Genomic DNA, 21,965 nt, shown 5'->3' on the forward strand with positions numbered 1-21,965 from the left:
ATCGTCCTCCACCACCCCGAAGCCACCTACTTCAACGCCCGCTGACGTACTCCGATCAGGTGAGAGGCCGGGAGATCGCCGGTCAGCCGCAGTACACTGACCGGTCCGGTACTGGCCGTCCGTGCCCCGGAAGGGAAGCACGGGCGGCCTTCCCGTCCTCACGGAGGCAGGTGCACGCGGATGACGAGTACCCCGACCGCTGTCGGCAGGCGGACGCGCACCGGGCCGACGCCGCACGCCGTCCTGCTGGACATGGACGGAACCCTCGTCGACACCGAGGGCGTCTGGTGGGACGCCGAGGTCGAGGTCTTCGCCTCACTCGGACACCACCTGACCGACGAGCACCGTACGGTCGTCGCCGGCGGCCCCATGAGCCGCAGCGCCACGTACCTGATCGATGTCACCGGGGCGGACATCACCCTGGAGGACGTGAGCGTCCTGATCGACGCAGCGTTCCTCAACCGCATCGAGCGGGGGGTGACCCTGATGCCGGGCGCTCGCCGGCTGCTCACCGAACTGGTGGTGCACCGGGTGCCCACCGCCCTGGTCTCGGCATCGCACCGGCCGGTTGTCGAGCGCATGCTGCGGGCCCTGGGGCCGGAGAACTTCGAGATCACGGTGGCCGGGGACGACCTCGCCCGCTCCAAACCGCACCCGGACCCCTACCTCACTGCGGCCGGCCTGCTCGGGGCGGCGCCCTTGCACTGCGTCACAGTGGAGGACACCGCCACCGGAGTGGCCTCCGCGGAGGCAGCCGGCTGCCAGGTCGTGGTCGTGCCTTCGGTCAACCCCATCCGCCCGGCCCCGGGCCGGACGGTCGTCGACTCACTCGAGCAGGTCGACCTGCCCTTCCTGCGCTCCCTGCCCCCACCGCCCTCCCGGACCGCCGGCGCCCTCCGCCCCGCGACGGCATGAGCCGCGGGTGCCGGCGTGGGCCCGCCGTCAGCTCCCGGGGCGCACCAGCCCGCTCTCGTAGGCATAGACGGCGGCCTGGACCCGGTCCCGCAGCTCCAGCTTCGTCAGCACATGCCCCACATGGGTCTTCACCGTCGTCTCGCTGACGAACAGGTCCGCGGCGATCTCCGCGTTCGACAGACCGCGAGCCACCAGCTTCAGAACCTCGACCTCGCGCTCGGTGAGCGTGGCCAGGGAGTCCGGCAGCGACTCCTCGCCGGTGGGGAGCCTGCCCGCGTACTTGTCGAGCAGGCGGCGGGTGATGCTCGGGGCAAGCATCGCCTCTCCCGCCCCCACCACGCGGATGGCCTGCACCAGTTCGGCGGCCGGGGCGTCCTTGAGGAGAAAGCCGCTGGCACCGGCCCGCAGCGCCTCCACCACGTACTCGTCGAGATCGAACGTCGTCAGCACCAGAACCTTCACCGGGCCGTCCTTGGCCGGGCCGGTGATCCGGCGGGTCGCCTCCACGCCGTCCATCCGGGGCATCCGGATGTCCATCAGCACCACATCGGGCTGCAGAGCCCGCACCTGATCCAGAGCCTGCACACCGTCGCCGGCCTCGCCGACCACGGCGATATCCCGCTCGGCCTCCAGGATCATCCGGAAACCGGTGCGGAGCAACGGCTGGTCATCGACCAGCAGAACGCGGATCGGCACGGGCGAATCCTTCCCCGGGGCGGTGGACTCCTCCATTGTCGCTCACGCCGGGGCCGCGCCGGTGTCCGGGCGTTCCCCGGCCGGCTGCGCGCCGGAAGGGCCCGTCGACTGGCCGGGCAGCTCGACGGGGAGCGGCGGCTGCACGGTCAGCGGGTAGGGCGGCGGAGTGCCACCGAACTCCGGACACCGGGCGCGGTGATCGCACCAGTCGCACAGCCTGCTCCGCTTCGGCCGCCAGTCACCGGACTCGGTGGCCCGCGAGATCGCGTCCCACAGGGCGAGCAGCTTGCGCTCCACCGCCAGGAGTTCGGACTCCTGCGGGTCGTAGGTCAGGACGTCTCCGCTGCCCAGATAGACCAGCTGCAGACGGCGGGGCACCCGCCCGCGCAGCCGCCACAGCACCAGGGCGTAGAACTTCATCTGGAACAGCGCGTCCCCCGCGTACTCCGGCCTGGGGGCCTTGCCCGTCTTGTAGTCGACGATGCGCACCTCGCCGGTGGGAGCGATGTCCACCCGGTCGATGACACCGCGCAGCCTCAGCCCCGAGTCGAGCGTCGTCTCCACGAAGAGCTCCCGTTCGGCGGGCTCCAGACGCGAAGGATCCTCCAGACCGAACCACCGCTCGACCAGTGCCTCCGCATCGGCGAGCCACTCCGCCAGCCGCGGGCCCCCGGCCTGTGCCTCCTCCCCGGGAAACAGCTTCGCCAGCTCCGGGCGCCTGGCCAGCAGGCGCTGCCACTCACCGACGACCAGCGACCGCGCCCGCGGCACGCTGCGCTCCTCGGCCGGGACGTCGAACACCCGCTCCAGCACGGCGTGCACCACGGTGCCGCGGGTCGCCGCAGGATTCGGCTCCTCCGGCAGCTTGTCGATCACCCGGAACCGGTAGAGCAGCGGGCACTGCATGAAGTCGGCCGCCCTGGAAGGCGACAAGGACCGGGGAGGCGAGGCGGCGGAGGACCCGTTCATGGGAGGAACCCTACGGCCCGTGACCGACAGATCGGCGCATACCATCGACCGGGGCAGGCACCGCGCACGTGGCCGCGGAGCCCCGGCACCTGCCCGACAGGACCAGTGCGAGGGGAACCGTGCGAGACACCGAAAGCGACCGGCCGCAGCGCCCGAAGAAGGCCGGCGGCGGGCTCCTCATGGGGCGTGTCCTCGGCGTGCCCATCTATGTCGCCCCCAGCTGGTTCCTGGTCGCCGCCCTGATCACCTGGTTCTTCGGCAACCAGCTCGACCGGGTGCTCCCCGAGCTGGGGAACGGCCGCTACCTCGTCTCACTCTTCTTCGCGGTCGCCTTCTACGGCTCGGTACTGGTCCACGAACTCGCCCACACCGTCGCCGCGCTCCGTTTCGGCCTGCCCGTCCGCCGGATCCAGCTGCAGTTCTTCGGTGGCGTCTCGGAGATCGAGAAGGAGTCCCAGACCCCCGGCCGGGAGTTCACCCTCGCCTTCGTGGGCCCGCTGCTCTCGCTCCTGCTGGCCGGTGTCTTCTGGGCCGGACTGCTGGCGGTCGAGGCCGGCACGGTTCCCGGTGTGCTGCTCGCCGGCCTGGCCATCTCCAACCTCATCGTGGCGGTCTTCAACCTGCTGCCCGGCCTCCCGCTGGACGGCGGCCGGATGCTGCGCGCACTGGTCTGGAAGATCTCGGGCGACCCGATGACGGGCACCGTGGCGGCGGCGTGGACCGGCCGGGCCCTGGCCCTGGTGGTGCTCATCGGTCTGCCGCTGGCCACCCACGCCGGAGGGTTCACCGACCGGGACTCCTACACCGGGGCGGACTCGCTCACCGACGCCCTGCTGGCCGCGATCCTCGCCGCCATCATCTGGACCGGCGCGGGCAACAGCCTGCGGGTGGCCAGGCTCCGGCAGCGGCTCCCCGCTCTGCAGGCCCGCCGGCTCACCCGGCGTGCCGTCCCGGTGAGCCCCGAGACCCCGTTGTCGGAGGCGCTGCGCCGGGCCAACGACGCCGGCGCCCGCGCGCTGGTCGTGGTCGACGCCTCGGGGGACCCGGTGTCGCTGGTCCGTGAGGCGGGTATCGCCGAGGTGCCCGAACACCGCCGCCCCTGGGTCCAGGTCAGCACGCTCGCCGAGGATCTCACCGACGGGATGAGGGTCCCCGCGGAGCTGAGCGGCGAGCCGCTGCTGGAACACCTGAGGGCCACCCCCGTCACCGAGTACCTGGTGGTGGAGGAAACGGGCGAAATCTACGGCGTGCTCTCCACCGCCGATGTCGAGCGGGCGTTCGTCGAGGCGATGGCCAAGGACCGCCGGCCTCCCGGGGGACCGGCGGCGGACTGACGCCGGTGCGGAGGGCCCCACTCCCTGGACTAGGCTGGAGCCATGTCCGAACCGACCGGTGCTGCCCGCCGTCGCGGGCCCTTCCAGGTCGGGGACCAGGTACAGCTCACCGACCCCAAGGGCCGCCACTACACCTTCACGCTCGAAGCCGGGAAGAGCTTCCACACCCACAAGGGTGCCTTCCCGCACGACGAGCTGATCGGCGCCCCCGAGGGAACCGTCGTCCGGACCACCGGTAACGTCGCTTATCTCGCGCTGCGCCCCCTGCTCCCCGACTACGTCCTGTCCATGCCGCGTGGCGCCGCCGTGGTCTACCCCAAGGACGCGGGGCAGATCCTGGCCATGGCCGACATCTTCGCCGGTGCCCGGGTGGTCGAGGCCGGCGTCGGCTCCGGCTCGCTCAGCACCTTCCTGCTGCGCGCCATCGGCGACCACGGCATGCTGCACTCCTACGAGCGCCGGGCCGATTTCGCCGACATCGCCCGGCAGAACGTGGAGCGCTACTTCGGCGCCCCGCACCCCGCCTGGCAGCTGACGGTCGGTGACCTCCAGGACAACCTCACCGACACGGACGTGGACCGCGTCATCCTGGACATGCTCGCGCCCTGGGAGTGCCTGGACGCCGTTTCCAAGTCCCTGGTCCCCGGCGGAATCGTGTGCGCCTACGTGGCCACCACGACCCAGCTGGCCCGGACGGTGGAGTCCATCCGTGAGCACGGCACCTTCAACGAGCCGACGGCGTGGGAGACCATGGTGCGGACCTGGCACGTCGAAGGGCTCGCCGTCCGGCCGGACCACCGCATGATCGGCCACACCGGGTTCCTGCTCACGGCCCGCCGCCTGGCCGACGGTGTGGAGCCTCCCCGCCGCCGCCGGAGGCCTGCTCCGGGGGCTTACGGGGAGGACTACACCGGGCCTGGCTCAGGCAGCGGACGCGGCTGACCTTAGCCCCGGGCCGCCCCCCGGCGTTCCGCCCGGGTGTGAGATATGACACGATGCGGGCAACCCCGCTCCCGTTTCGTTCTCACAGGAGTTCCCCCGCGTGCAGCCTCCGGCCGGCCCTGCCCTCCCGCACACCCGAAGCCGCCCCGTCCACTGGGTCGCCACCGCAGCCGTGCTCGCGGCGGTCACCGGCGGTGCCGCGCTGATGCGGCCGCCCGAGGCGGCGGCCGGCCAGCCCGGCCCGGTCGCCGCGGGGCCGGACCCGGCCGCCGCGGAGTACCCCCTGGACTGCGGTCCGCACCCGGTGCTCGTCACCGACCACGTCTTCGTGGACTTCGACGGTGACGGGCGGGCGGAGACGGTCGCGGTGGTCCGCTGCGACGCCGGCAGCGGCACCCCGCCCAGCGGCATGTACGTCCTGGCCCGCCCGGCGGACGCCACTGCCCCGCCCCGGGTGGCGGAGGTCCTGGTGGATCCGGAGGAGGGCATGACCGTCGAGCGGCTCCAGGCGCGCGAAGACGGCGTCTCGGTGCGCCTGCTGGGCTACTCCTCCCCGGAGGTGCCGCGCTGCTGCCCGGATCTCCAACGGGACGTCAGCTGGCACTGGCAGGACGGCCGGCTCTCGGCACCCCGGGCCGCGGCGGTGCCGGCCCCCGCCTGACGGTGAACCGGAGCGCGGTCAGGCGGCGTCCGGCCCGTAGACCTCGGTGCCGTCCGAGACCCGGCGCACATGGATGCAATCCCCCGGGCACTCCTTGGCGGAGGCCACCACATCGGTGAGCAGCGGCAGAGGCACCGGCGCGGTCGCTCCCGGCTCGGTCAGCAGGTCGGCCTCCTCGCCCGCCGGCGCCGGCGGCTTGACGTAGGCCAGGCCGTCGATGTCGAGCTCGAAGACCTCCGGGGCGTACTGCGCGCAGATGCCATCACCCGTGCAGAGGTCCTGGTCGATCCAGACCTCGAGCTCCTCGGTGGCATCGTGCTGGGCGGTCATATTGCCTGCCGTTCCTGTGCGCGTGAAGAAAAGGACTGCTCCCCCGTGGGGGTTGGCCGTCCTCGACCTTACCGCCGGCCGCTTTCCCGCGGGGCGGTGCGGGTATTCCCCTGGCGTGAGGGAGTACGCAAGGGTGAAGATCGGACACACCGCGACCGTCTTTGTGATCTAGGGGTTTCGAACGACACCGGTCCAGGTAGGGTCTGAAAGCGTCCAGCTCCCCTTGGAGGAGGTGAGGACCGTGGCATCCCACGATGACGACAGCAACCGCGGCTTCCACGCCGGTCGGGGGTCCGACGACCCGGCCCGGCAGGTTGCCGATCTTGAGCAGGAGATCACCGTCCTGCGTCGCAAGCTGGCCGACTCTCCGCGGCACACTCGGATTCTCGAGGAGCGGATTGTCGAGCTGCAGACGAATCTCGCCGGCGTCACGGCACAGAACGAGCGCCTCGCGGGCACGCTGCGTGAGGCCCGTGACCAGATCGTGGCCCTCAAGGAGGAGGTCGACCGGCTCGCGCAGCCACCGGCCGGCTTCGGCGTGTTCCTCGAGGCGAACGAGGACGGTACCGCCGATATCTTCACCGGGGGCCGCAAGCTCCGGGTGAACGTCAGCCCGAACCTTGAACTCGGCGAGCTCCGGCGTGGCCAGGAGGTCATGCTCAACGAGGCGCTCAACGTAGTCGAGGCCATGGCCTACGAGCGTGCCGGCGAGATCGTCACGCTCAAGGAGGTCCTGGAGGACGGCGAGCGGGCCCTGGTGGTCGGTCACACCGACGAGGAACGCGTGGTGCGGCTCGCCGAGCCGCTGCTGGACACCACCGTCCGCGCCGGTGACGCCCTGCTGCTGGAACCCAAGTCCGGTTACGTCTACGAAGTCATTCCCAAGAGCGAGGTCGAGGAGCTCGTCCTCGAAGAGGTCCCGGACATCGACTACACGAGGATCGGTGGCCTGGGAGGCCAGATCGAGCTGATCCGCGACGCAGTCGAGCTCCCCTATCTGCACCCCGACCTGTTCCGGGAGCACGAGCTGAGGCCCCCCAAGGGCGTGCTGCTCTACGGTCCGCCGGGATGCGGCAAGACCCTCATCGCCAAGGCGGTCGCCAACTCCCTTGCCAAGAAGGTCGCCGAGGTGACGGGCCAGCCCGCCGGGAAGAGCTTCTTCCTGAACATCAAGGGCCCCGAGCTGCTGAACAAGTACGTCGGGGAGACCGAGCGGCACATCCGGCTGGTCTTCCAGAGGGCCCGGGAGAAGGCGAGCGAGGGGACCCCGGTCATCGTCTTCTTCGACGAGATGGACTCCCTCTTCCGCACGCGTGGCTCGGGTGTCAGCTCGGACGTGGAGAACACGATCGTCCCCCAGCTGCTCTCCGAGATCGACGGCGTGGAGGGCCTCGAGAACGTCATCGTCATCGGTGCCTCGAACCGTGAGGACATGATCGACCCCGCGATCCTGAGGCCCGGCCGGCTCGATGTGAAGATCAAGATCGAGCGGCCGGACGCCGAGGCGGCCAAGGACATCTTCTCCAAGTACCTGACGGCACGCCTTCCGCTGCACGCCGACGACCTCGCCGAGCACCAGGGCAACCGGGAGGCGGCGGCGGCCGGCATGATCCAGTCGGTCGTGGAGCAGATGTACGCGGAGACGGAGGAGAACCGCTTCCTCGAGGTCACCTACGCCAACGGTGACAAGGAGGTCCTCTACTTCAAGGACTTCAACTCCGGCGCCATGATCCAGAACATCGTGGACCGGGCGAAGAAGATGGCCATCAAGGCTTTCCTCGACCACAACCAGAAGGGCTTGCGGGTGTCCCACCTGCTCGCCGCCTGCGTGGACGAGTTCAAGGAGAACGAGGACCTGCCCAACACCACCAACCCGGACGACTGGGCCCGCATCTCGGGCAAGAAGGGCGAGCGGATCGTCTTCATCCGCACGCTCGTCACCGGGAAGCAGGGCGCCGACAGCGGCCGCTCGATCGATACCGTGGCCAATACGGGCCAGTACCTGTAGCACGATCAGTCCGGCTGCGGGCCCGCGGGAGCGGCCCCGCAGCCGGACTGTTTTCCCCGCACAGTCCAGAGGAAACCCGCAGTGATCTCCCCATCGCAGCCCGTGGCGCATACGCTCATGTGCGACGGCGCACCGGTGAGGGGGCGCCGCTGGGCAAGGAGGGCCGCATGACCGTACGGCGAGTGATGGGCATCGAAACCGAGTACGGCGTCTCTGTCCCCGGTCACCCGAACGCCAATGCCATGCTGACCTCCTCCCAGGTCGTGAACGCCTACGCGGCGGCGATGCACCGGGCGCGCAGGGCTCGGTGGGACTTCGAGGAGGAGAACCCGCTGCGCGACGCCCGCGGCTTCGACCTGGCCAGGGACAACGCCGACGCCAGCCAGCTCACCGACGAGGACATCGGGCTGGCCAACGTGATCCTGACCAACGGCGCCCGGCTCTACGTCGACCACGCCCACCCCGAGTACAGCGCCCCGGAGACGACCAACCCGTTCGACGCCCTGCTGTGGGACAAGGCGGGTGAGCGCATCATGGCCCGGGCGGCACAGCGGGCGGCGGAGGTGCCCGGTGCCCAGCCCATCCAGCTGTACAAGAACAACACCGACAACAAGGGCGCCTCCTACGGCACGCACGAGAACTACCTCATGCTGCGGGAGACGCCGTTCTCCGACATCGTCAGGCACCTGACGCCCTTCTTCGTCTCCCGCCAGGTCGTCACAGGAGCCGGCCGGGTGGGGATCGGCCAGGACGGCGGTGAGCACGGATTCCAGATCAGCCAGCGCGCGGACTACTTCGAGGTCGAGGTGGGCCTGGAGACCACCCTCAAGCGGCCCATCATCAACACCCGGGACGAGCCGCACGCCGATTCCGAGAAGTACCGGCGGCTGCATGTGATCATCGGGGACGCCAATCTCTCCGAGGTCTCGACCTACCTCAAGCTCGGCTCCACGGCCCTGGTGCTCTCCATGATCGAGGACGGGTTCATCGCCGTGGACCTTGCCGTGGACCAGCCCGTGCGCACCCTGCACCGGGTCAGCCACGACCCCTCGCTGCGGGAACTGGTCACGCTGCGCAGCGGCCGGACACTCACCGCGGTGCAACTGCAGATGGAGTACTACGAACTGGCCCGCAAGTACGTGGAGGACCGCTGGGGCGCGGACGCCGACGACCAGACGAGGGACGTGCTGGCCCGCTGGGAGGACGTCCTGATCCGTCTGGAAAGCGACCCGATGAGTCTGGCGGGCGAGCTGGACTGGGTGGCCAAGCTGGAACTGATGGAGGGCTACCGCCGCCGCGACGGCCTGGACTGGGACGCTCCCCGGCTGCACCTGGTCGACCTCCAGTACGCGGACGTGCGCCCGGACAAGGGCCTGTACAACCGGCTCGCCTCCCGCGGCCGGATGACACGGCTGCTGAGCGAGGAGGACGTGGAACGGGCCTGCGGCAGCCCGCCGGACGACACCCGCGCCTACTTCCGGGGCCGCTGCCTGGAGAAGTACGCGGACGACGTGGCGGCGGCCTCCTGGGATTCGGTCATCTTCGACCTCCCCGGGCGCGACTCCCTGCAGCGCGTGCCCACCATGGATCCGCTGCGTGGTACCCGGGCGCACGTCAAAGATCTTCTCGACCGCTGCGACCGGGCGGAGGATCTTGTCCGGGCGCTGTCCGGCGGCTGACCGGGCACCGGAGCGGGAATCCTGGAGGTGACCAGGCGTTGTAGCACTCGAGGGGCCGATGTCGGTCCGTGCGAGTAGGGTCTGATCTTGTACGTCCGAGCTGAGCATGGGGTGAGGGAGATGGCGACCAAAGACACCGGCGGCGGCCAGCAGAAGGCGTCGCGGAGCACCGGAGAGACCGAGGAGGAGACTCAGGAGGCGGAGGTCTCCGAGGAGCTCAAGGAGCGCCAGGAGGCGCTGACGGACGATGTCGACTCCGTCCTGGACGAGATCGACGACGTGCTCGAGGAAAACGCCGAGGACTTCGTCCGCAGCTTCGTGCAGAAGGGCGGGCAGTAGCCGGTCCCCGGCTGCCCGGAAGTCCGTGCCCCCGGCCGGTCCCTCTCTGACGGGCCGGCGGGCGGCCCGGGCCTGTCCGGGTTTCGGAGGCGGGCGTGCGGTACCGCGGGAGATCCCGGGAGTCCATGTGGATCATGGGTGCATCAGGGGTAGGGTCCGTGGCACACCCGCTTCGGCCCGGCAGCGCCGGGCGGGCGCAGCAGCAGCATCCGGACGTGTTCCAGCGGGCCGTCTCCTACTCGGAAGGAAACCTGTGGCAGCCAACTTCCACGATCAGGGGCGACTCCCGGCAGCCTTCCTGACCCCGGGCTCCTCCTCCTTCATGGATTTCTTGTCCCAGCAGGCCCCCGAGCAGCTTCCGGGCAACCGGAACCTGCCGCCGGTCAAGGGAGCCGTCGAGGCCCCGCACGGGACGACCATCGTGGCGCTCACCTACCCCGGCGGCGTAGTGCTCGCCGGGGACCGCCGCGCCACCATGGGCAACATCATCGCCCAGCGCGATATCGAGAAAGTCTTTCCGGCCGACGAGTACTCGGCTGTCGGGATCGCCGGGACCGCCGGGTTCGCGGTGGAGATGGTGAAGCTCTTCCAGCTGGAGCTGGAGCACTTCGAGAAGGTCGAGGGGGACCAGCTCTCCCTTGAGGGCAAGGCGAACCGCCTCTCCGCGATGATCCGCGGCAACCTGGGCATGGCCATGCAGGGGCTGGCGGTGATCCCGCTGTTCGCCGGATACGACATGGACCGCGAGAAGGGCCGGGTCTTCTCCTACGACGTCACCGGCGGCCGCTCCGAGGAGCTGGGCTTCGCCGCGGTGGGCTCCGGATCGCTCTTCGCCCGAGGCTCCCTCAAGAAGCTCTACCGGGAGGGCCTCACCGAGCAGCAGGCTGCCACCGCGGTGGTGCAGGCGCTGTACGACGCGGCCGATGACGACTCCGCCACGGGCGGTCCGGATCTGGCACGCCGGATCTACCCGATCGTCGCCGTGATCACCGAGGACGGCTTCCGCCGGCTGGGCGAGGAGGAGATCTCGGAGATCGTCCGCTCGGTGCACGAGGGCCGTCTCCAGCTGCCCGACGGGCCTCAGGCCCCGGTTCTCTGATTTTCGACGGACAGGAAGGGACGGATAGCCGGTGTCGACACCGTTCTATGTGTCACCCCAGCAGGCCATGGCGGACCGCGCCGAGTACGCCCGCAAGGGCATCGCCCGCGGGCGCGGTCTGGTGGTGCTGCAGTACACCGACGGCATCGTGTTCGTCGCGGAGAACCCCTCCCGCGCGCTGCACAAGGTGAGCGAGATCTACGACCGCATCGCCTTCGCGGCCACGGGGAAGTACAACGAGTACGAGAACCTGCGCATCGGCGGCGTCCGCTACGCCGATCTGCGCGGCTACACCTACCACCGGGACGACGTGACCGCCCGGGGGCTGGCCAACGTCTACGCCCAGACCCTGGGAACGATCTTCTCCAGCGTGGGGGAGAAGCCGTACGAGGTCGAGCTGCTGGTGGCCGAGGTCGGGGAGAGCGCGGAGGACGACCAGATCTACCGGCTGCCGCACGACGGCTCGATCATCGACGAGCACGGCTCGGTCGCGGTGGGCGGAAACTCCGACCAGATCGGCAGCTACCTCGACCAGCACCAGCGCGACGACATGACCCTGGGAGAGGCCCTGCGGCTGGCCGTCGCCGCGCTGGGGCGCGACGGCAACGGCTCCGTGCGCGAGCTGACCGCCGATCAGCTGGAGGTCGCCGTCCTGGACCGCACCCGGCCGCAGCAGCGCAAGTTCAAGCGGGTGCTCGGCAGGCGGCTGACCGAGCTTCTCGCCGAGGGCGAGAGCGGCACGGAGGGCGGCGCCCCGGAGGCGGACGCCTCCGGCGGAAGCACCCAGGAGTAGAGCCCGGCAGCCCGGAGGCGGGGGAGCGGCGGCCACGGAGGCCGGCTGTTCAGCTTCCCGCCTCCCGGCCGGCCGCGGGCCCCGTGGAGCCACGCGGGACGAGTTCGACCGGGAGTGCCCTCGTGCCCGGACGCTCCCCGCCCAGGACCGAGAGCAGGGCCGTCATCCCCGCGGCCCCCACCTGCTCGGCCGGCAGCCGCACGGTGGTGAGTTCCGGCTCCAGCGCGGTGGCGAGTGCGAGATCCGCGAAGCCGGTGACCGAGACGTCCTCCGGGACCCGCAGGCCCATGCGCCGCGCGGCCTTGCACGCGCCCGCGGCGAGGATGTCGTCGTCGCAGACGATGGCGGTGGGCCTGGAGTCCGAGGTCAGCAGCCGCCGCGCCGCGCGCAGCCCGTCCGGGACGTCGAGGGAGGCCCGTTCGGTGCGCACCGGTTCCGCCCCCGGAACCGGCCCCAGCGCGTCCCTCAGGGCCCTGGCGCGCACCTCGAAGGTCCAGGAGTCCACACGTGCGGCAAGGTGGCCGAAGCGCCGGTGGCCCAGGGCCAGCAGATGTTCCGTCACCAGTCGCATCCCCCCGGCGATGTCGGGGTTCACCGTCGCGGCCGCCTGCGGATCGTCCGGATCGCTGTCCAGCATCACCAGCGGCAGTCCGCCGTCCCGCAAGGCGGCCAGTGCCTTCGAGGCCATCGAGGAGGCGATGACCCCGTCGAGGGTGGCGCTGGCCGATTCGAACGGATCACGGGCCGGGCCCACGCCTTCCGGAGAGGCGTACAGGACCACTCCGAATCCGTGCTCGGCTGCGACCGCGGTGGCGCCGCTGTGCACCCGGGCGAAGAAGTCATTGGTGAGCGCGGGGACCACCAGCAGGGCCGTCCTGGTGCGGCCGGTGCGCAGCGTGCGGGCAGCCAGATTGGGCCGGTAGCCCAGTTCCCTGGCGGCGGCCCGTACGGCCTCGGCGCGAGCCGGGGAGACCCGTCCGCGCCAGCGGTCCCGCAGGACGAGCGACACGGTCGCCTGCGAGACGCCGGCGCGACCGGCCACGTCCCGGCTGGTCGGCCGGGACGGGACGGCTCCGGTTCCACGATCCGGTTCTGCTCTGCTCATGAGCCGCCATGGTACGTATAATCCTCTTCGTTATACGTAAAACTTCACGAGAGGACCGCAGCCATGGCCACGGGCTACCTGGAGTTGCTGCGCACCAAGCACACCCTGCGGTTGCTCGTCGGCACCCTCGTGGGGCGTCTGCCCTACGGCACGGCACCGCTGGCGATCGTGCTCTTCACCCGCTCCGAGGGCGGCAGCTACAGCCTCGCCGGGGTCCTCGCAGCTCTCTACGGCCTGGCCACCGCGGTCGGCCAGCCGCTGCTCGGCCGGCTGGTGGACATCCACGGCCAGCCGCGCGTCATGTTCCCCTCGGCGGTGGTCTCCGCCGCGGCCATGGGGGTCTTCGCGCTGGCAGGACTGTCGTCGACGGCCGTGGCCGCGGGGGCGATCCTGGTGGCCGGTGTGACCACTCCGCCGCTGGAGGGAGGACTGCGGGCGCTGTGGCCCAGCGTGCTGGGGCGCCCGGACCGGATCCACCGGGCCTACGCGCTGGACGCGGTCACCCAGGAGGTGATGTTCGCCGCAGGCCCGCTGCTGGTGACCGTGACGGTGGCGATGTGGTCGGAGGCCGCGGCGCTTCTGGTGATCAATGCGATCGGCGTCCTGGGAGCCCTGTCCGTGGTGATCTCGCTACCCTCCCGGCGGTGGCGCAGCGCCCCGCGCCAAGCCCACTGGCTGGGGGCGCTGCGCTCACCCGGCCTGCTCGCCCTGCTCGGGTGCTTCCTCTTCGTCGGCGCCGCACTCGGCTCCATATCGGTGGCGGCCGTGGCCTACGCGGACTCGCGCGGCAACGAGCTGATCGCCGGCTATCTGCTGTCCGCGCTGGCGGGCGGTGCCCTGGCGGGAGGCCTGGTCTACGGAGGGAGAACCTGGGCCTCGAGGCCGGAACGGCGGCTTCAGGTGCTGGTGGCTGCCTTGGCGGCGGGCTACCTTCCGCTGCTCCTGGTGCCGGCCGACGTGGCGGTCATGACCGCACTGGCCGGGTTGTCCGGGGTCTTCCTGGCGCCCGCGCTGGCCTGCGCCTTCGTCGCGATCGACGAACACGCCCCGGAAGGAACCGTCACGGAGGCGTTCTCCTGGCTGGTGACGACCTTCGGTGTCGGCGCCGCAGCCGGCACCGCCGTGGTGGGGCCGGTCATCGAGTGGGGCGGGGACGCGGCGGGCTTCGCGGTCGCCGCGGTCTCCGGTAGCGCCGGGCTGGTGGTCCTGCTGGCCACCGGAAGGGTCCTGGCTGCCCCCGTCAGGGCAGCCACGGCGGCGGCGTACACGGAAAATGATCGGAACACCACGCCCGAACCCGGTTTGCAAACCGGTCATCAGGCGTAATGTTCACTCATGGACCGCCGAATCTTCGGGCTCGAGAACGAGTACGGCGTCACCTGCACGTTCCGGGGGCAGCGCCGGCTGTCGCCGGACGAGGTGGCGCGCTACCTGTTTCGCCGGGTCGTGTCATGGGGCCGCAGCAGCAACGTGTTCCTGCGCAATGGCGCCCGGCTGTACCTGGATGTCGGTTCGCATCCGGAGTACGCCACGCCGGAGTGCGACGATGTCATCGAGCTGATCACGCACGACAAGGCGGGTGAGCGCATCCTGGAAGGGCTGCTGGTCGACGCCGAGCGCCGCCTGCACGAAGAGGGCATCGCGGGTGATGTCTACCTGTTCAAGAACAACACCGACTCGGCCGGCAACTCTTACGGCTGCCACGAGAACTACCTCGTCGCCCGGCACGGGGAGTTCTCCCGGCTGGCGGACGTCCTCATTCCCTTCCTGGTCACCCGCCAGCTCATCTGCGGAGCGGGCAAGGTCCTGCAGACCCCGCGCGGTGCCGTCTTCTGCGTCAGCCAGCGTGCCGAGCACATCTGGGAGGGGGTGAGCTCGGCCACCACGCGGTCCCGCCCCATCATCAACACCCGGGACGAGCCGCACGCCGACGCCGAGCGGTACCGTCGCCTGCACGTCATTGTGGGCGACTCGAACATGTCCGAGACCACCATGCTGCTCAAGGTCGGTGCCACCGATCTCGTGCTGCGCATGATCGAGGCCGGGACGGTGATGCGCGACCTCACCCTGGAGAATCCGATCCGGGCCATCCGTGAGGTCAGCCACGACATCACCGGGCAGCGCAAGGTCCGGCTCGCGACCGGCCGTGAGGCGTCCGCGCTGGAGGTGCAGCAGGAGTACTTCGACAAGGCGCTGGACTTCTGTGAGCGGAGAGGCATGCGCACCGGCCTCACCGAGCGGGTCCTGGAGCTGTGGGGCCGGGCCCTGGAGTCGATCCGCAACCAGGAGCTGGACAAGATCAACACCGAGATCGACTGGGTGATGAAGTACCAGCTGATCGAGCGGTACCGGGCCAAGCACAACATGACCATGTCCCACCCGAGGGTGGCCCAGATAGACCTTGCCTACCACGACATCCACCGCCGCCGCGGCCTGTACTACCTCCTGGAGCGCAAGGGGCAGGCCCAGCGGGTCTGCAACGACCTGAAGATCTTCCAGGGCAAGTCGGTCCCCCCGCAGACCACCCGCGCCCGGCTCCGGGGCGACTTCATCCGCCGGGCACAGGAACAGCGACGGGACTTCACCGTCGACTGGGTACATCTGAAGCTGAACGACCAGGCGCAGCGGACGGTCCTGTGCAAGGACCCCTTCCGTTCCGTGGACGAGCGGGTGGAGAAGCTGATCGCGGGCATGTGACGGGACGCCACCCGGTGTGGTCCGGGCCCTGGCGTTCGGGCGCCGAAGCCGTAGGGTGGGCAGGTCCGCGGGTCCTGCCCCGACCGTCCCCCTACGCGAGTTGGACTGATGATCTCCACCCACAGAGCGCGCCGCATCTCGGCGGCGCTGATCGTACCCGCTTTCCTTTTCTCGGTTACCGCCTGCGGCGACTCCCAAGACTCCGGTGGGTCGGAGCCGGTGGCCACCGTGTCGGGCGCGTTCGGGGAAGAGCCCCGGATCGAGGTCGAGGAGGACGCCGGCATCGGTGACGAGGTGATCGTCGAGGTGCTGGAGCAGGGAGAGGGCCCGGAGGTCGCCGAGGGCGACTTCCTGCGGCTGGGCGTCCTGGCCCGGACCTTGGGAGACGACGAGGAGGAAGACCCCGAGCTGGTCAACTCCTGGCGCGTGGAGGAGCCGCCGGCGGAGACCGGACAGGAGGACGAGGACACCTCGGGGGAGGACGGCGAGGACACCGCCGAGGACTCCGGGGAGGAGGGCTCGGAGGACGCGGAGGACGCGGAGGACGCCGCCGAGGACACCGAGGAGGAGGCTGAAGAGCCTTCCCCGGCCTATCTGGCCACCCAGGTGGGGCCGACGGCTCAGCTGCCCCAGGAGAGCATCGATCTCCTCGTCGGCCAGAAAGAGGGCAGCAGGGTCGTCATCGAAGGGCCCGCGGAGGAACTGCTCGGCGGCACCGCCGCCCAGCTCGGGCTCGGCGAGGACACCGGCATCCTGTGGGTCTTCGACATCGTGACCGTCATCGACGCCCAGGGCACCGCCGAGGGTGAGCAGGCGTCCCCGGAGGAGGGCATGCCGACGGTGGAGGCCGAGGGCACCGAGCCCGCGTCCATCACGATCCCCGAGGGCGAGGACGCCCCCGAGGAACTCCGGGAGCAGGTGCTGATCGAGGGCGACGGGCCGGAGGTCAAGGCGGGCCAGAACCTGATCGCCCAGTACACGGGTGTCAGCTGGGAGGACGGCGAGAAGTTCGACTCGTCCTGGGACCGCGACGAGGCCGCGATGTTCGGCATCGGGATGGGCCAGGTTATCGAGGGCTGGGACGAGGCGCTGGTCGGCAAGAACGTGGGATCCCGGGTCCTGTTGGTGATTCCCCCCGACATGGCCTACGGTGCCGCACCGGACCACGAGCTGGGGGAGAGCACGCTGGTGTTCGTCATCGACATCCTCGAGGCGATCTGAGCCCCTTCCGCTTCTGAGGCACTCCGCCTGGCAGACTGGACCGGTTGTCCCAGATCTTCGTTCTAGGAGCCATTTCGTGAGCATCGACAAGCCCGAGGTCGACTTCCCCGGCGGGGAGCCGCCCACCGAGCTGGAGGTCAAGGACCTGTGGGAGGGCGACGGTCCGGTGGCCGAAGCGGGAGCCCAGGTCTCCGTGCACTACGTCGGAGTATCCTTCAGCACCGGTGAGGAGTTCGACGCGAGCTGGAACCGCGGCACCCCGCTGCGCTTCCAGCTGGGCGCCGGCCAGGTCATCCAGGGCTGGGACCAGGGCGTGCAGGGCATGCGGGTCGGGGGCCGGCGCCAGCTGGTCATCCCGCCGCACCTGGCGTACGGAGACCGAGGTGCGGGGAACGCCATCAAGCCCGGCGAGACGCTGATCTTCGTCTGCGACCTCGTCTCGGCCTGACCGGCCCGGGCTCCCACTCGCGGAGCCCGGCAATCGGTCCTCCGCGGGCCCGCCCCTCCACAGGGGCGGGCCCGCGACTTTGCTCCAGGTGTGCGGGGCGGTACGGTCGGTCGTCGAGAGCTGAACGAGAGAAGGCGGCGCGTCGATGGCCATTGCCAAGGCCGAGCGGCTGATGAACCTGGCCCTGTGCCTGCTCGGCACCGGCCGCCCGCTGAGCAAGCGGGAACTGCGGACGTCCATCGAGGCGTACATCGAGGCCGGAACCGAGGATTCCTTCAACCGCATGTTCGAGCGGGACAAGGACGACCTGCGGGAGCTCGGCATGGTCATCGAGACCGTGGAAAGCGTGGACGGTGACACGGGCTACGTGGCCCGGCGGGACAGCAATCGGCTGCCCCCCGTCACGCTGGACGCCGAGGAGGCGGCCGCTCTGGGGCTCGCGGCGAAGGTCTGGCAGCAGGCCCGGCTGGCCGGCGCCGCCAGCGGAGCCCTTCAGAAGCTGCGCGCGGCCGGGATGCCCCTGGCGTCCGAGACGGAGATCAGCGCCCTCGAGCCGCGGATTCCCACCGGGGAGGCCGCCTTCGAACCGCTGATGATCGCCTGCCGTGACCGGCGGCCGGTCACCTTCGCGTACCGCAGGTCCAACGCCGCCCAGGCCCACACCCGCCAGGTGGAGCCCTGGGCGCTGGAGTGCTGGCGGGGCCACTGGTACCTGGCGGGCTGGGACCGGGAGCGGCAGGACCGGCGGGTCTTCCGGCTCTCCCGGATCACCGGCCCGGTCCGTTCCCGCTCCGGTACCTTCACCTCCGAGGTCCCCGACCAGGTCGCCGTGCGGGAGGCCGTCGCCGAGTGGGCGGGGGAGAACCCCACCTCCCAGGCGCGCATCCGGCTGCGGACCGGGGCGGGCTATCCGCTGCGGGCCCGGGCCACGGTCGTCCGGGGGCACGACGAGAGCTGGGACGAACTGGAGATCCCCTACGGTCACGGACTCGGTGCCTGGCTGGCGGAGTTCGGTCCCGACGTGGTCGTACTGGAACCCGCCGAACTGCGGGCGGACGTCGTGGACCGCCTGCGCGCGGTCGCCAAGGGCTGAAGGAGACACACAGACATGGCGACCAATGCCATCGACCGGACCAGGCGCCTGCTGTCCCTCGTGACCTATCTGCGCGAGCGGCCCGGAGCCCGGGTCGACGAGGTCGCGCGGGCGTTCGGGATCACCGAGGACGAGCTGATCTCCGACCTCAGCGTGCTGCCCATGTGCGGCACCAGCTTCCGGGGCGGTGACCTGCTCGACATCGACACCGACGGCGAGCACATCTGGTGGTACAACGCCGAGGCGGTCGCCTCCGAGGCCGGCCAGCCGCTGCGGCTGGCCGCGGACGAGGCGACGGCCCTGCTGGTCGCCGCCCGCGCGGTGGCGACCCTGCCCGGCCTCCGGGAGGGCGACCGGAACGCCCTGCTGAGGGCCACCGCGAAACTGGAAGCCGCCGCCGGGGAGAACGCCCGGGCCAGTTCGCGGCTGTCGGTGACCTTCGAGTCCGAGGGAGGCGTCTTCGCCGACGTCGACCGCGCGATCGCCGAACGCCGCCGGCTGCGGATCCGCTACTACTCCCCGGGCCGGGACGAGCTCACCGACCGCGAGATCGACCCCATCCGGCTCTTCGCCGTGGGCCACACCTATGTGGAGGCGTGGTGCCGCAGGTCGGAGGCGCGCCGCACCTTCCGGCTGGACCGGGTCGCCCGCATCGAACTGCTGGACACCCCCTCCGATCCGCCTCCTCTGGAGCCCCGGGATCTGAGCGCCGGCCTGGTGCAGCCCGCCCCCGCCGATCCGGAAGTGATCATCGAGGTGGAGCCCGGCGGCCGCTGGGTGGCCGAGTACTACCCCCACGACACGGCCGAGGAGCTTCCCGGCGGAGGGCTGCGCGTGACGCTGCGCACGCCGGACCCGGCGACGCTGCGCCGGCTGGCACTGCGCCTGGGCGGCGACGGCCGCATCGTCTTCCCCCCGGAGCTGGCGGAAAGCGCGCGCGAGGCGGCTCGCGCCGCGCTGGCCGCCTACGACGAGTGAGTCAGATCCTCCGCGGTCTCGGCTAAGCTCGCGGCATGTGGTGGCCCATGCTTCATCTGGCTCTCGCCTTCTGCGGGGTGGCCGTGCTCGGTGTCCTGGCGGTACGGGTCGGCCTGGAGGTGCGCCGCTTCTCCCGGGCCGTGGCGGACAGTGCCGAGCAGGTCGGCCGGGCCTGCGACAACCTGGAGCGGGCCGCCGGCCCGCTGGCGGCCCGCGGCCACGCGCTGCACCGGGAGGCCACCGGACGGACACACGGCTGAGGATGTGCTACGCCCGGGCATTGCCTTGGGTTCACCCCCTGGCGTTAGGATTGCCGAAGTGCGGGACGAATCCCCATCGCCTGTGTCCGGCACACCAAGCCAGTCCATCCAGTACCGGATGAGAGAGTAGACGGAAATTATGGGCCAGATCGGACCGTGGCAGATCGTTCTCATCCTCGCCATCATCATTCTCGTCTTCGGTGCCAAGCGTCTGCCGGACACCGCGAGGGCGCTGGGCAAGTCGCTGCGCATCCTCAAGAGTGAGACCGCGGCCATGAAGAGCGACGGCGAATCCAAGACCGACAACGGCAAGGCGGAGAGCTCCGAGACGCCTCCGGCTCCGCGCACCATCCAGGCCGCTCCCGGAGACGTGACCAGCGCCCGGCCTGTCGAGGAGCCTCGGGGCACCACCCAGGGCTGACCGGCCCACCGCTGCCGTAGACACAGGCGGCCGGCGCGTGCCGTCCGCCGCACGAGATGGGACGTGGGGTGCTCAAGTCCGCCCGGACGAAGAAGGACAAGGACCCCGAGGGGCGGATGCCGCTCGCGGAGCACTTGCGTGAACTGCGCAACAGGCTGGCGGTGGCCGTTCTGGCCATCGTGGTCGTCACGGTCGTCGCGCTGTTCTTCGCCAAGAGCATCATGAACTTCCTCACCGAGCCGCTTCCGAAGTGCCTCCAGCACGAGGACGTGAGCCCGACCGGCGGCAGTTGTGCCCGGCTCACGATGGACGGCCTCACCTCGCCGTTCACCACCTACATCAAGGTCTCGCTGCTCGCCGGGCTGGTCATCGCCTCACCGGTGTGGCTGCACCAGGCGTGGGCCTTCATGGCACCTGGGCTGCACCGGAACGAGAAGAAGTACACCCGGGCCGTCGTCGCGGTCGGCGCCCCGCTGTTCCTCACCGGCGCCTACTTCGCCTACTGGCTGCTGCCCCGGGCGATCCCGGTGCTGCTCAGTTTCACCGCGGACGACGCCGAGAACCTGGTATCCGTCGACAACATCCTCGACATCACCGTCCGGATGGCCATCGCCTTCGGTTTCGCCTTCGAGCTTCCGCTGATCCTGGTCCTGCTGAACTTCGGCGGAGTGGTCTCCGGCAAACGGATGCTGGGCTGGTGGCGAGGCATGGTCGTCGGCATCGCCGTCTTCTCCGCGATGGTCACCCCGACCGACCCGATGTCGATGGTCGCGCTGGCCGTGCCGATCACCGCGCTGTACTTCGTGGCCACCGGCATCTCCCTGGTGAACGACTTCCGGCGGCGGCGCAACGACCCCGACGCGAGCCTGAGCGACGACGAGGCCTCCGATCTCGACCTCACGCCTTCGGCCATCGGACCCACGGGCGGGGTCACTCCGTCCGCCGACGACGACGGTCCGCCCCGGCGCAACGGTTACGACGACGCGACCTGACCGGGTAGGGTCCGCGCGTGACAAGCGAGATCACCCTGTTCGTCAACCCCGGGTCCGGCCGCGGCCGTGGTGCGGGAGCCGCCGGGCCCGCCGCGCGGGCCCTTCGGGACGCCGGCTTCACCGTCCGCAGCGTCGTCGGCCGTGACGCGCCCGACGCGCTGGAGCGGGCCCGTGCCGCGGTCGCCGGGGGCACCGGGGCGCTGATCGCGGTCGGCGGGGACGGCATGGTCTCGCTGGCCCTCCAGGCGGTCGCGGGCCGGGACGTCCCGCTCGGCATTGTCGCGGCCGGCACCGGCAACGACATCGCCCGGTCCTGCGGTCTGCCACTGGGCGACCCCGGAGAGGCCGGGAGGACGATCGCAGCGGCCCTGAAGGCCGGCCATGTCCGGAGCATCGACCTGGGCAGAATCGGCGACAGGTGGTTCGCCGGGGTGCTCGCCTCCGGCTTCGACTCGCGGGTCAACGACCGGGGCAACCGGATGCACTGGCCCCGCGGCAGGCTGCGCTACGACGCGGCGATGCTCGCGGAGCTGGCCGCGCTGCGCCCGATCGGCTACCGGATCGGACTGGACGGCGGCCCGTGTCTGGAGACGCAGGCCACGCTGGTGGCCGTGGGCAACGGCCCCTGCTACGGCGGTGGCATGCGGATGTGTCCCGGGGCCCGGCTCGACGACGGCCTGTTCGACATCACCGTGGTGGGGCCCTGCAGCCGCACGACGCTGCTGCGCGTGTTCCCGAAGGTCTACCGGGGCTCGCACGTGGACCACCCGGCGGTCACCGTGCACCGGGCCGCCCGGGTGTCCCTGGAGGCGGAGGACGTGACCGGCTACGCGGACGGCGAGCCGGTGGGCCCGCTGCCGCTCACCGCCCGCTGTGTCCCCGGTGCGGTGCGGCTGCTCGTGACCGCCGGTGACCACTGACGGCCCCCTGCGTCCGGAAGACGCGCGGACGCCTGTGGCCCGCCGTTCGGGGAGGCGCTCTGTCC

23 protein-coding genes are annotated in these 21,965 nt (G+C 70.7%); 19 read left to right on the forward strand and 4 right to left on the reverse strand.

Going from position 1 to position 21,965, the window contains the following annotated elements; genetic code table 11:
* Positions 1 to 180 precede the first annotated feature (180 nt).
* On the forward strand, positions 181 to 915 hold the full coding sequence (locus tag ABD299_RS20455; protein WP_344264685.1) for an HAD family hydrolase: 735 nt from the start codon (positions 181 to 183) through the stop codon (positions 913 to 915).
* Positions 916 to 942: 27 nt separating this feature from the next.
* Here the strand turns inward: ABD299_RS20455 and ABD299_RS20460 are convergent, their stop codons facing one another.
* Positions 943 to 1,611 carry a response regulator gene (locus ABD299_RS20460; protein ID WP_344264688.1) on the reverse strand — a complete coding sequence of 223 codons (669 nt, stop codon included), beginning with the start codon at positions 1,609 to 1,611 and terminating at the stop codon, positions 943 to 945.
* 42 nt (positions 1,612 to 1,653) lie between these two features.
* A complete protein-coding gene (locus ABD299_RS20465) occupies positions 1,654 to 2,580 on the reverse strand; it encodes a RecB family exonuclease (protein WP_344264690.1) in 927 nt (308 codons plus the stop codon).
* An 89-nt stretch (positions 2,581 to 2,669) separates the two neighbouring features.
* Between ABD299_RS20465 and ABD299_RS20470 the strand changes: the two genes are divergently transcribed.
* From ABD299_RS20470 to ABD299_RS20480, 3 genes are all read left to right on the forward strand, one after another.
* Entirely contained in the window at positions 2,670 to 3,914 is a 1,245-nt protein-coding gene (locus tag ABD299_RS20470; protein ID WP_425581384.1) for a site-2 protease family protein, read from the forward strand.
* A 42-nt stretch (positions 3,915 to 3,956) separates the two neighbouring features.
* On the forward strand, positions 3,957 to 4,856 hold the full coding sequence (locus ABD299_RS20475; protein WP_344264693.1) for a tRNA (adenine-N1)-methyltransferase: 900 nt from the start codon (positions 3,957 to 3,959) through the stop codon (positions 4,854 to 4,856).
* A gap of 100 nt (positions 4,857 to 4,956) precedes the next feature.
* Positions 4,957 to 5,517 (forward strand): hypothetical protein, encoded by a 561-nt coding sequence (locus ABD299_RS20480; protein ID WP_344264696.1) that lies wholly within the window; start codon positions 4,957 to 4,959, stop codon positions 5,515 to 5,517.
* Between the two features lie 18 nt (positions 5,518 to 5,535).
* Here the strand turns inward: ABD299_RS20480 and ABD299_RS20485 are convergent, their stop codons facing one another.
* Positions 5,536 to 5,847 carry a ferredoxin gene (locus tag ABD299_RS20485; protein WP_344264699.1) on the reverse strand — a complete coding sequence of 104 codons (312 nt, stop codon included), beginning with the start codon at positions 5,845 to 5,847 and terminating at the stop codon, positions 5,536 to 5,538.
* A 241-nt stretch (positions 5,848 to 6,088) separates the two neighbouring features.
* Between ABD299_RS20485 and arc the strand changes: the two genes are divergently transcribed.
* The 5 genes from arc to prcA all read left to right on the forward strand — a co-directional run bounded on the left by arc (position 6,089) and on the right by prcA (position 11,765).
* A complete protein-coding gene (gene arc, locus ABD299_RS20490) occupies positions 6,089 to 7,855 on the forward strand; it encodes a proteasome ATPase (RefSeq protein WP_344264702.1) in 1,767 nt (588 codons plus the stop codon).
* A gap of 167 nt (positions 7,856 to 8,022) precedes the next feature.
* Positions 8,023 to 9,534, forward strand: coding sequence for a depupylase/deamidase Dop (gene dop / locus ABD299_RS20495; protein WP_344264705.1), 1,512 nt, complete (start codon positions 8,023 to 8,025; stop codon positions 9,532 to 9,534).
* 120 nt (positions 9,535 to 9,654) lie between these two features.
* Entirely contained in the window at positions 9,655 to 9,873 is a 219-nt protein-coding gene (locus tag ABD299_RS20500) for a ubiquitin-like protein Pup (RefSeq protein ID WP_344264708.1), read from the forward strand.
* A gap of 253 nt (positions 9,874 to 10,126) precedes the next feature.
* The gene (prcB, locus tag ABD299_RS20505) at positions 10,127 to 10,972 is read left to right on the forward strand and encodes a proteasome subunit beta (RefSeq protein ID WP_344264711.1); all 846 of its coding nucleotides are present in this window, start codon (positions 10,127 to 10,129) and stop codon (positions 10,970 to 10,972) included.
* Between the two features lie 31 nt (positions 10,973 to 11,003).
* Positions 11,004 to 11,765: a proteasome subunit alpha gene (gene prcA, locus ABD299_RS20510; protein WP_344264714.1), complete on the forward strand. Its 762-nt coding sequence runs from the start codon at positions 11,004 to 11,006 to the stop codon at positions 11,763 to 11,765.
* A gap of 49 nt (positions 11,766 to 11,814) precedes the next feature.
* Here the strand turns inward: prcA and ABD299_RS20515 are convergent, their stop codons facing one another.
* Entirely contained in the window at positions 11,815 to 12,870 is a 1,056-nt protein-coding gene (locus ABD299_RS20515; protein WP_344264717.1) for a LacI family DNA-binding transcriptional regulator, read from the reverse strand.
* 63 nt (positions 12,871 to 12,933) lie between these two features.
* Between ABD299_RS20515 and ABD299_RS20520 the strand changes: the two genes are divergently transcribed.
* The 10 genes from ABD299_RS20520 to ABD299_RS20565 all read left to right on the forward strand — a co-directional run bounded on the left by ABD299_RS20520 (position 12,934) and on the right by ABD299_RS20565 (position 21,900).
* Complete coding sequence (locus ABD299_RS20520) at positions 12,934 to 14,196, forward strand: MFS transporter (protein WP_344264720.1); 1,263 nt, start codon at positions 12,934 to 12,936, stop codon at positions 14,194 to 14,196.
* 9 nt (positions 14,197 to 14,205) lie between these two features.
* Entirely contained in the window at positions 14,206 to 15,567 is a 1,362-nt protein-coding gene (gene pafA / locus ABD299_RS20525) for a Pup--protein ligase (protein ID WP_344264723.1), read from the forward strand.
* Between the two features lie 219 nt (positions 15,568 to 15,786).
* Complete coding sequence (locus ABD299_RS20530; protein WP_344264726.1) at positions 15,787 to 16,788, forward strand: FKBP-type peptidyl-prolyl cis-trans isomerase; 1,002 nt, start codon at positions 15,787 to 15,789, stop codon at positions 16,786 to 16,788.
* 76 nt (positions 16,789 to 16,864) lie between these two features.
* Positions 16,865 to 17,236, forward strand: a complete 372-nt coding sequence (locus ABD299_RS20535; protein WP_344264729.1) for an FKBP-type peptidyl-prolyl cis-trans isomerase — start codon at positions 16,865 to 16,867, stop codon at positions 17,234 to 17,236.
* Positions 17,237 to 17,381: 145 nt separating this feature from the next.
* Complete coding sequence (locus ABD299_RS20540) at positions 17,382 to 18,329, forward strand: helix-turn-helix transcriptional regulator (protein WP_344264732.1); 948 nt, start codon at positions 17,382 to 17,384, stop codon at positions 18,327 to 18,329.
* 15 nt (positions 18,330 to 18,344) lie between these two features.
* Complete coding sequence (locus ABD299_RS20545) at positions 18,345 to 19,307, forward strand: helix-turn-helix transcriptional regulator (protein ID WP_344264735.1); 963 nt, start codon at positions 18,345 to 18,347, stop codon at positions 19,305 to 19,307.
* 35 nt (positions 19,308 to 19,342) lie between these two features.
* The gene (locus ABD299_RS20550; RefSeq protein ID WP_344264738.1) at positions 19,343 to 19,567 is read left to right on the forward strand and encodes a hypothetical protein; all 225 of its coding nucleotides are present in this window, start codon (positions 19,343 to 19,345) and stop codon (positions 19,565 to 19,567) included.
* A gap of 139 nt (positions 19,568 to 19,706) precedes the next feature.
* On the forward strand, positions 19,707 to 19,988 hold the full coding sequence (gene tatA, locus ABD299_RS20555; protein ID WP_344264741.1) for a Sec-independent protein translocase subunit TatA: 282 nt from the start codon (positions 19,707 to 19,709) through the stop codon (positions 19,986 to 19,988).
* A 56-nt stretch (positions 19,989 to 20,044) separates the two neighbouring features.
* Entirely contained in the window at positions 20,045 to 20,980 is a 936-nt protein-coding gene (gene tatC, locus ABD299_RS20560; protein WP_344264744.1) for a twin-arginine translocase subunit TatC, read from the forward strand.
* 17 nt (positions 20,981 to 20,997) lie between these two features.
* Positions 20,998 to 21,900 carry a diacylglycerol kinase gene (locus ABD299_RS20565; RefSeq protein ID WP_344264747.1) on the forward strand — a complete coding sequence of 301 codons (903 nt, stop codon included), beginning with the start codon at positions 20,998 to 21,000 and terminating at the stop codon, positions 21,898 to 21,900.
* The last annotated feature ends 65 nt before the right edge of the window (positions 21,901 to 21,965 follow it).

The organism is Streptomyces sodiiphilus (assembly GCF_039529215.1).
GTDB classification, from domain to species: domain Bacteria; phylum Actinomycetota; class Actinomycetes; order Streptomycetales; family Streptomycetaceae; genus Streptomyces; species Streptomyces sodiiphilus.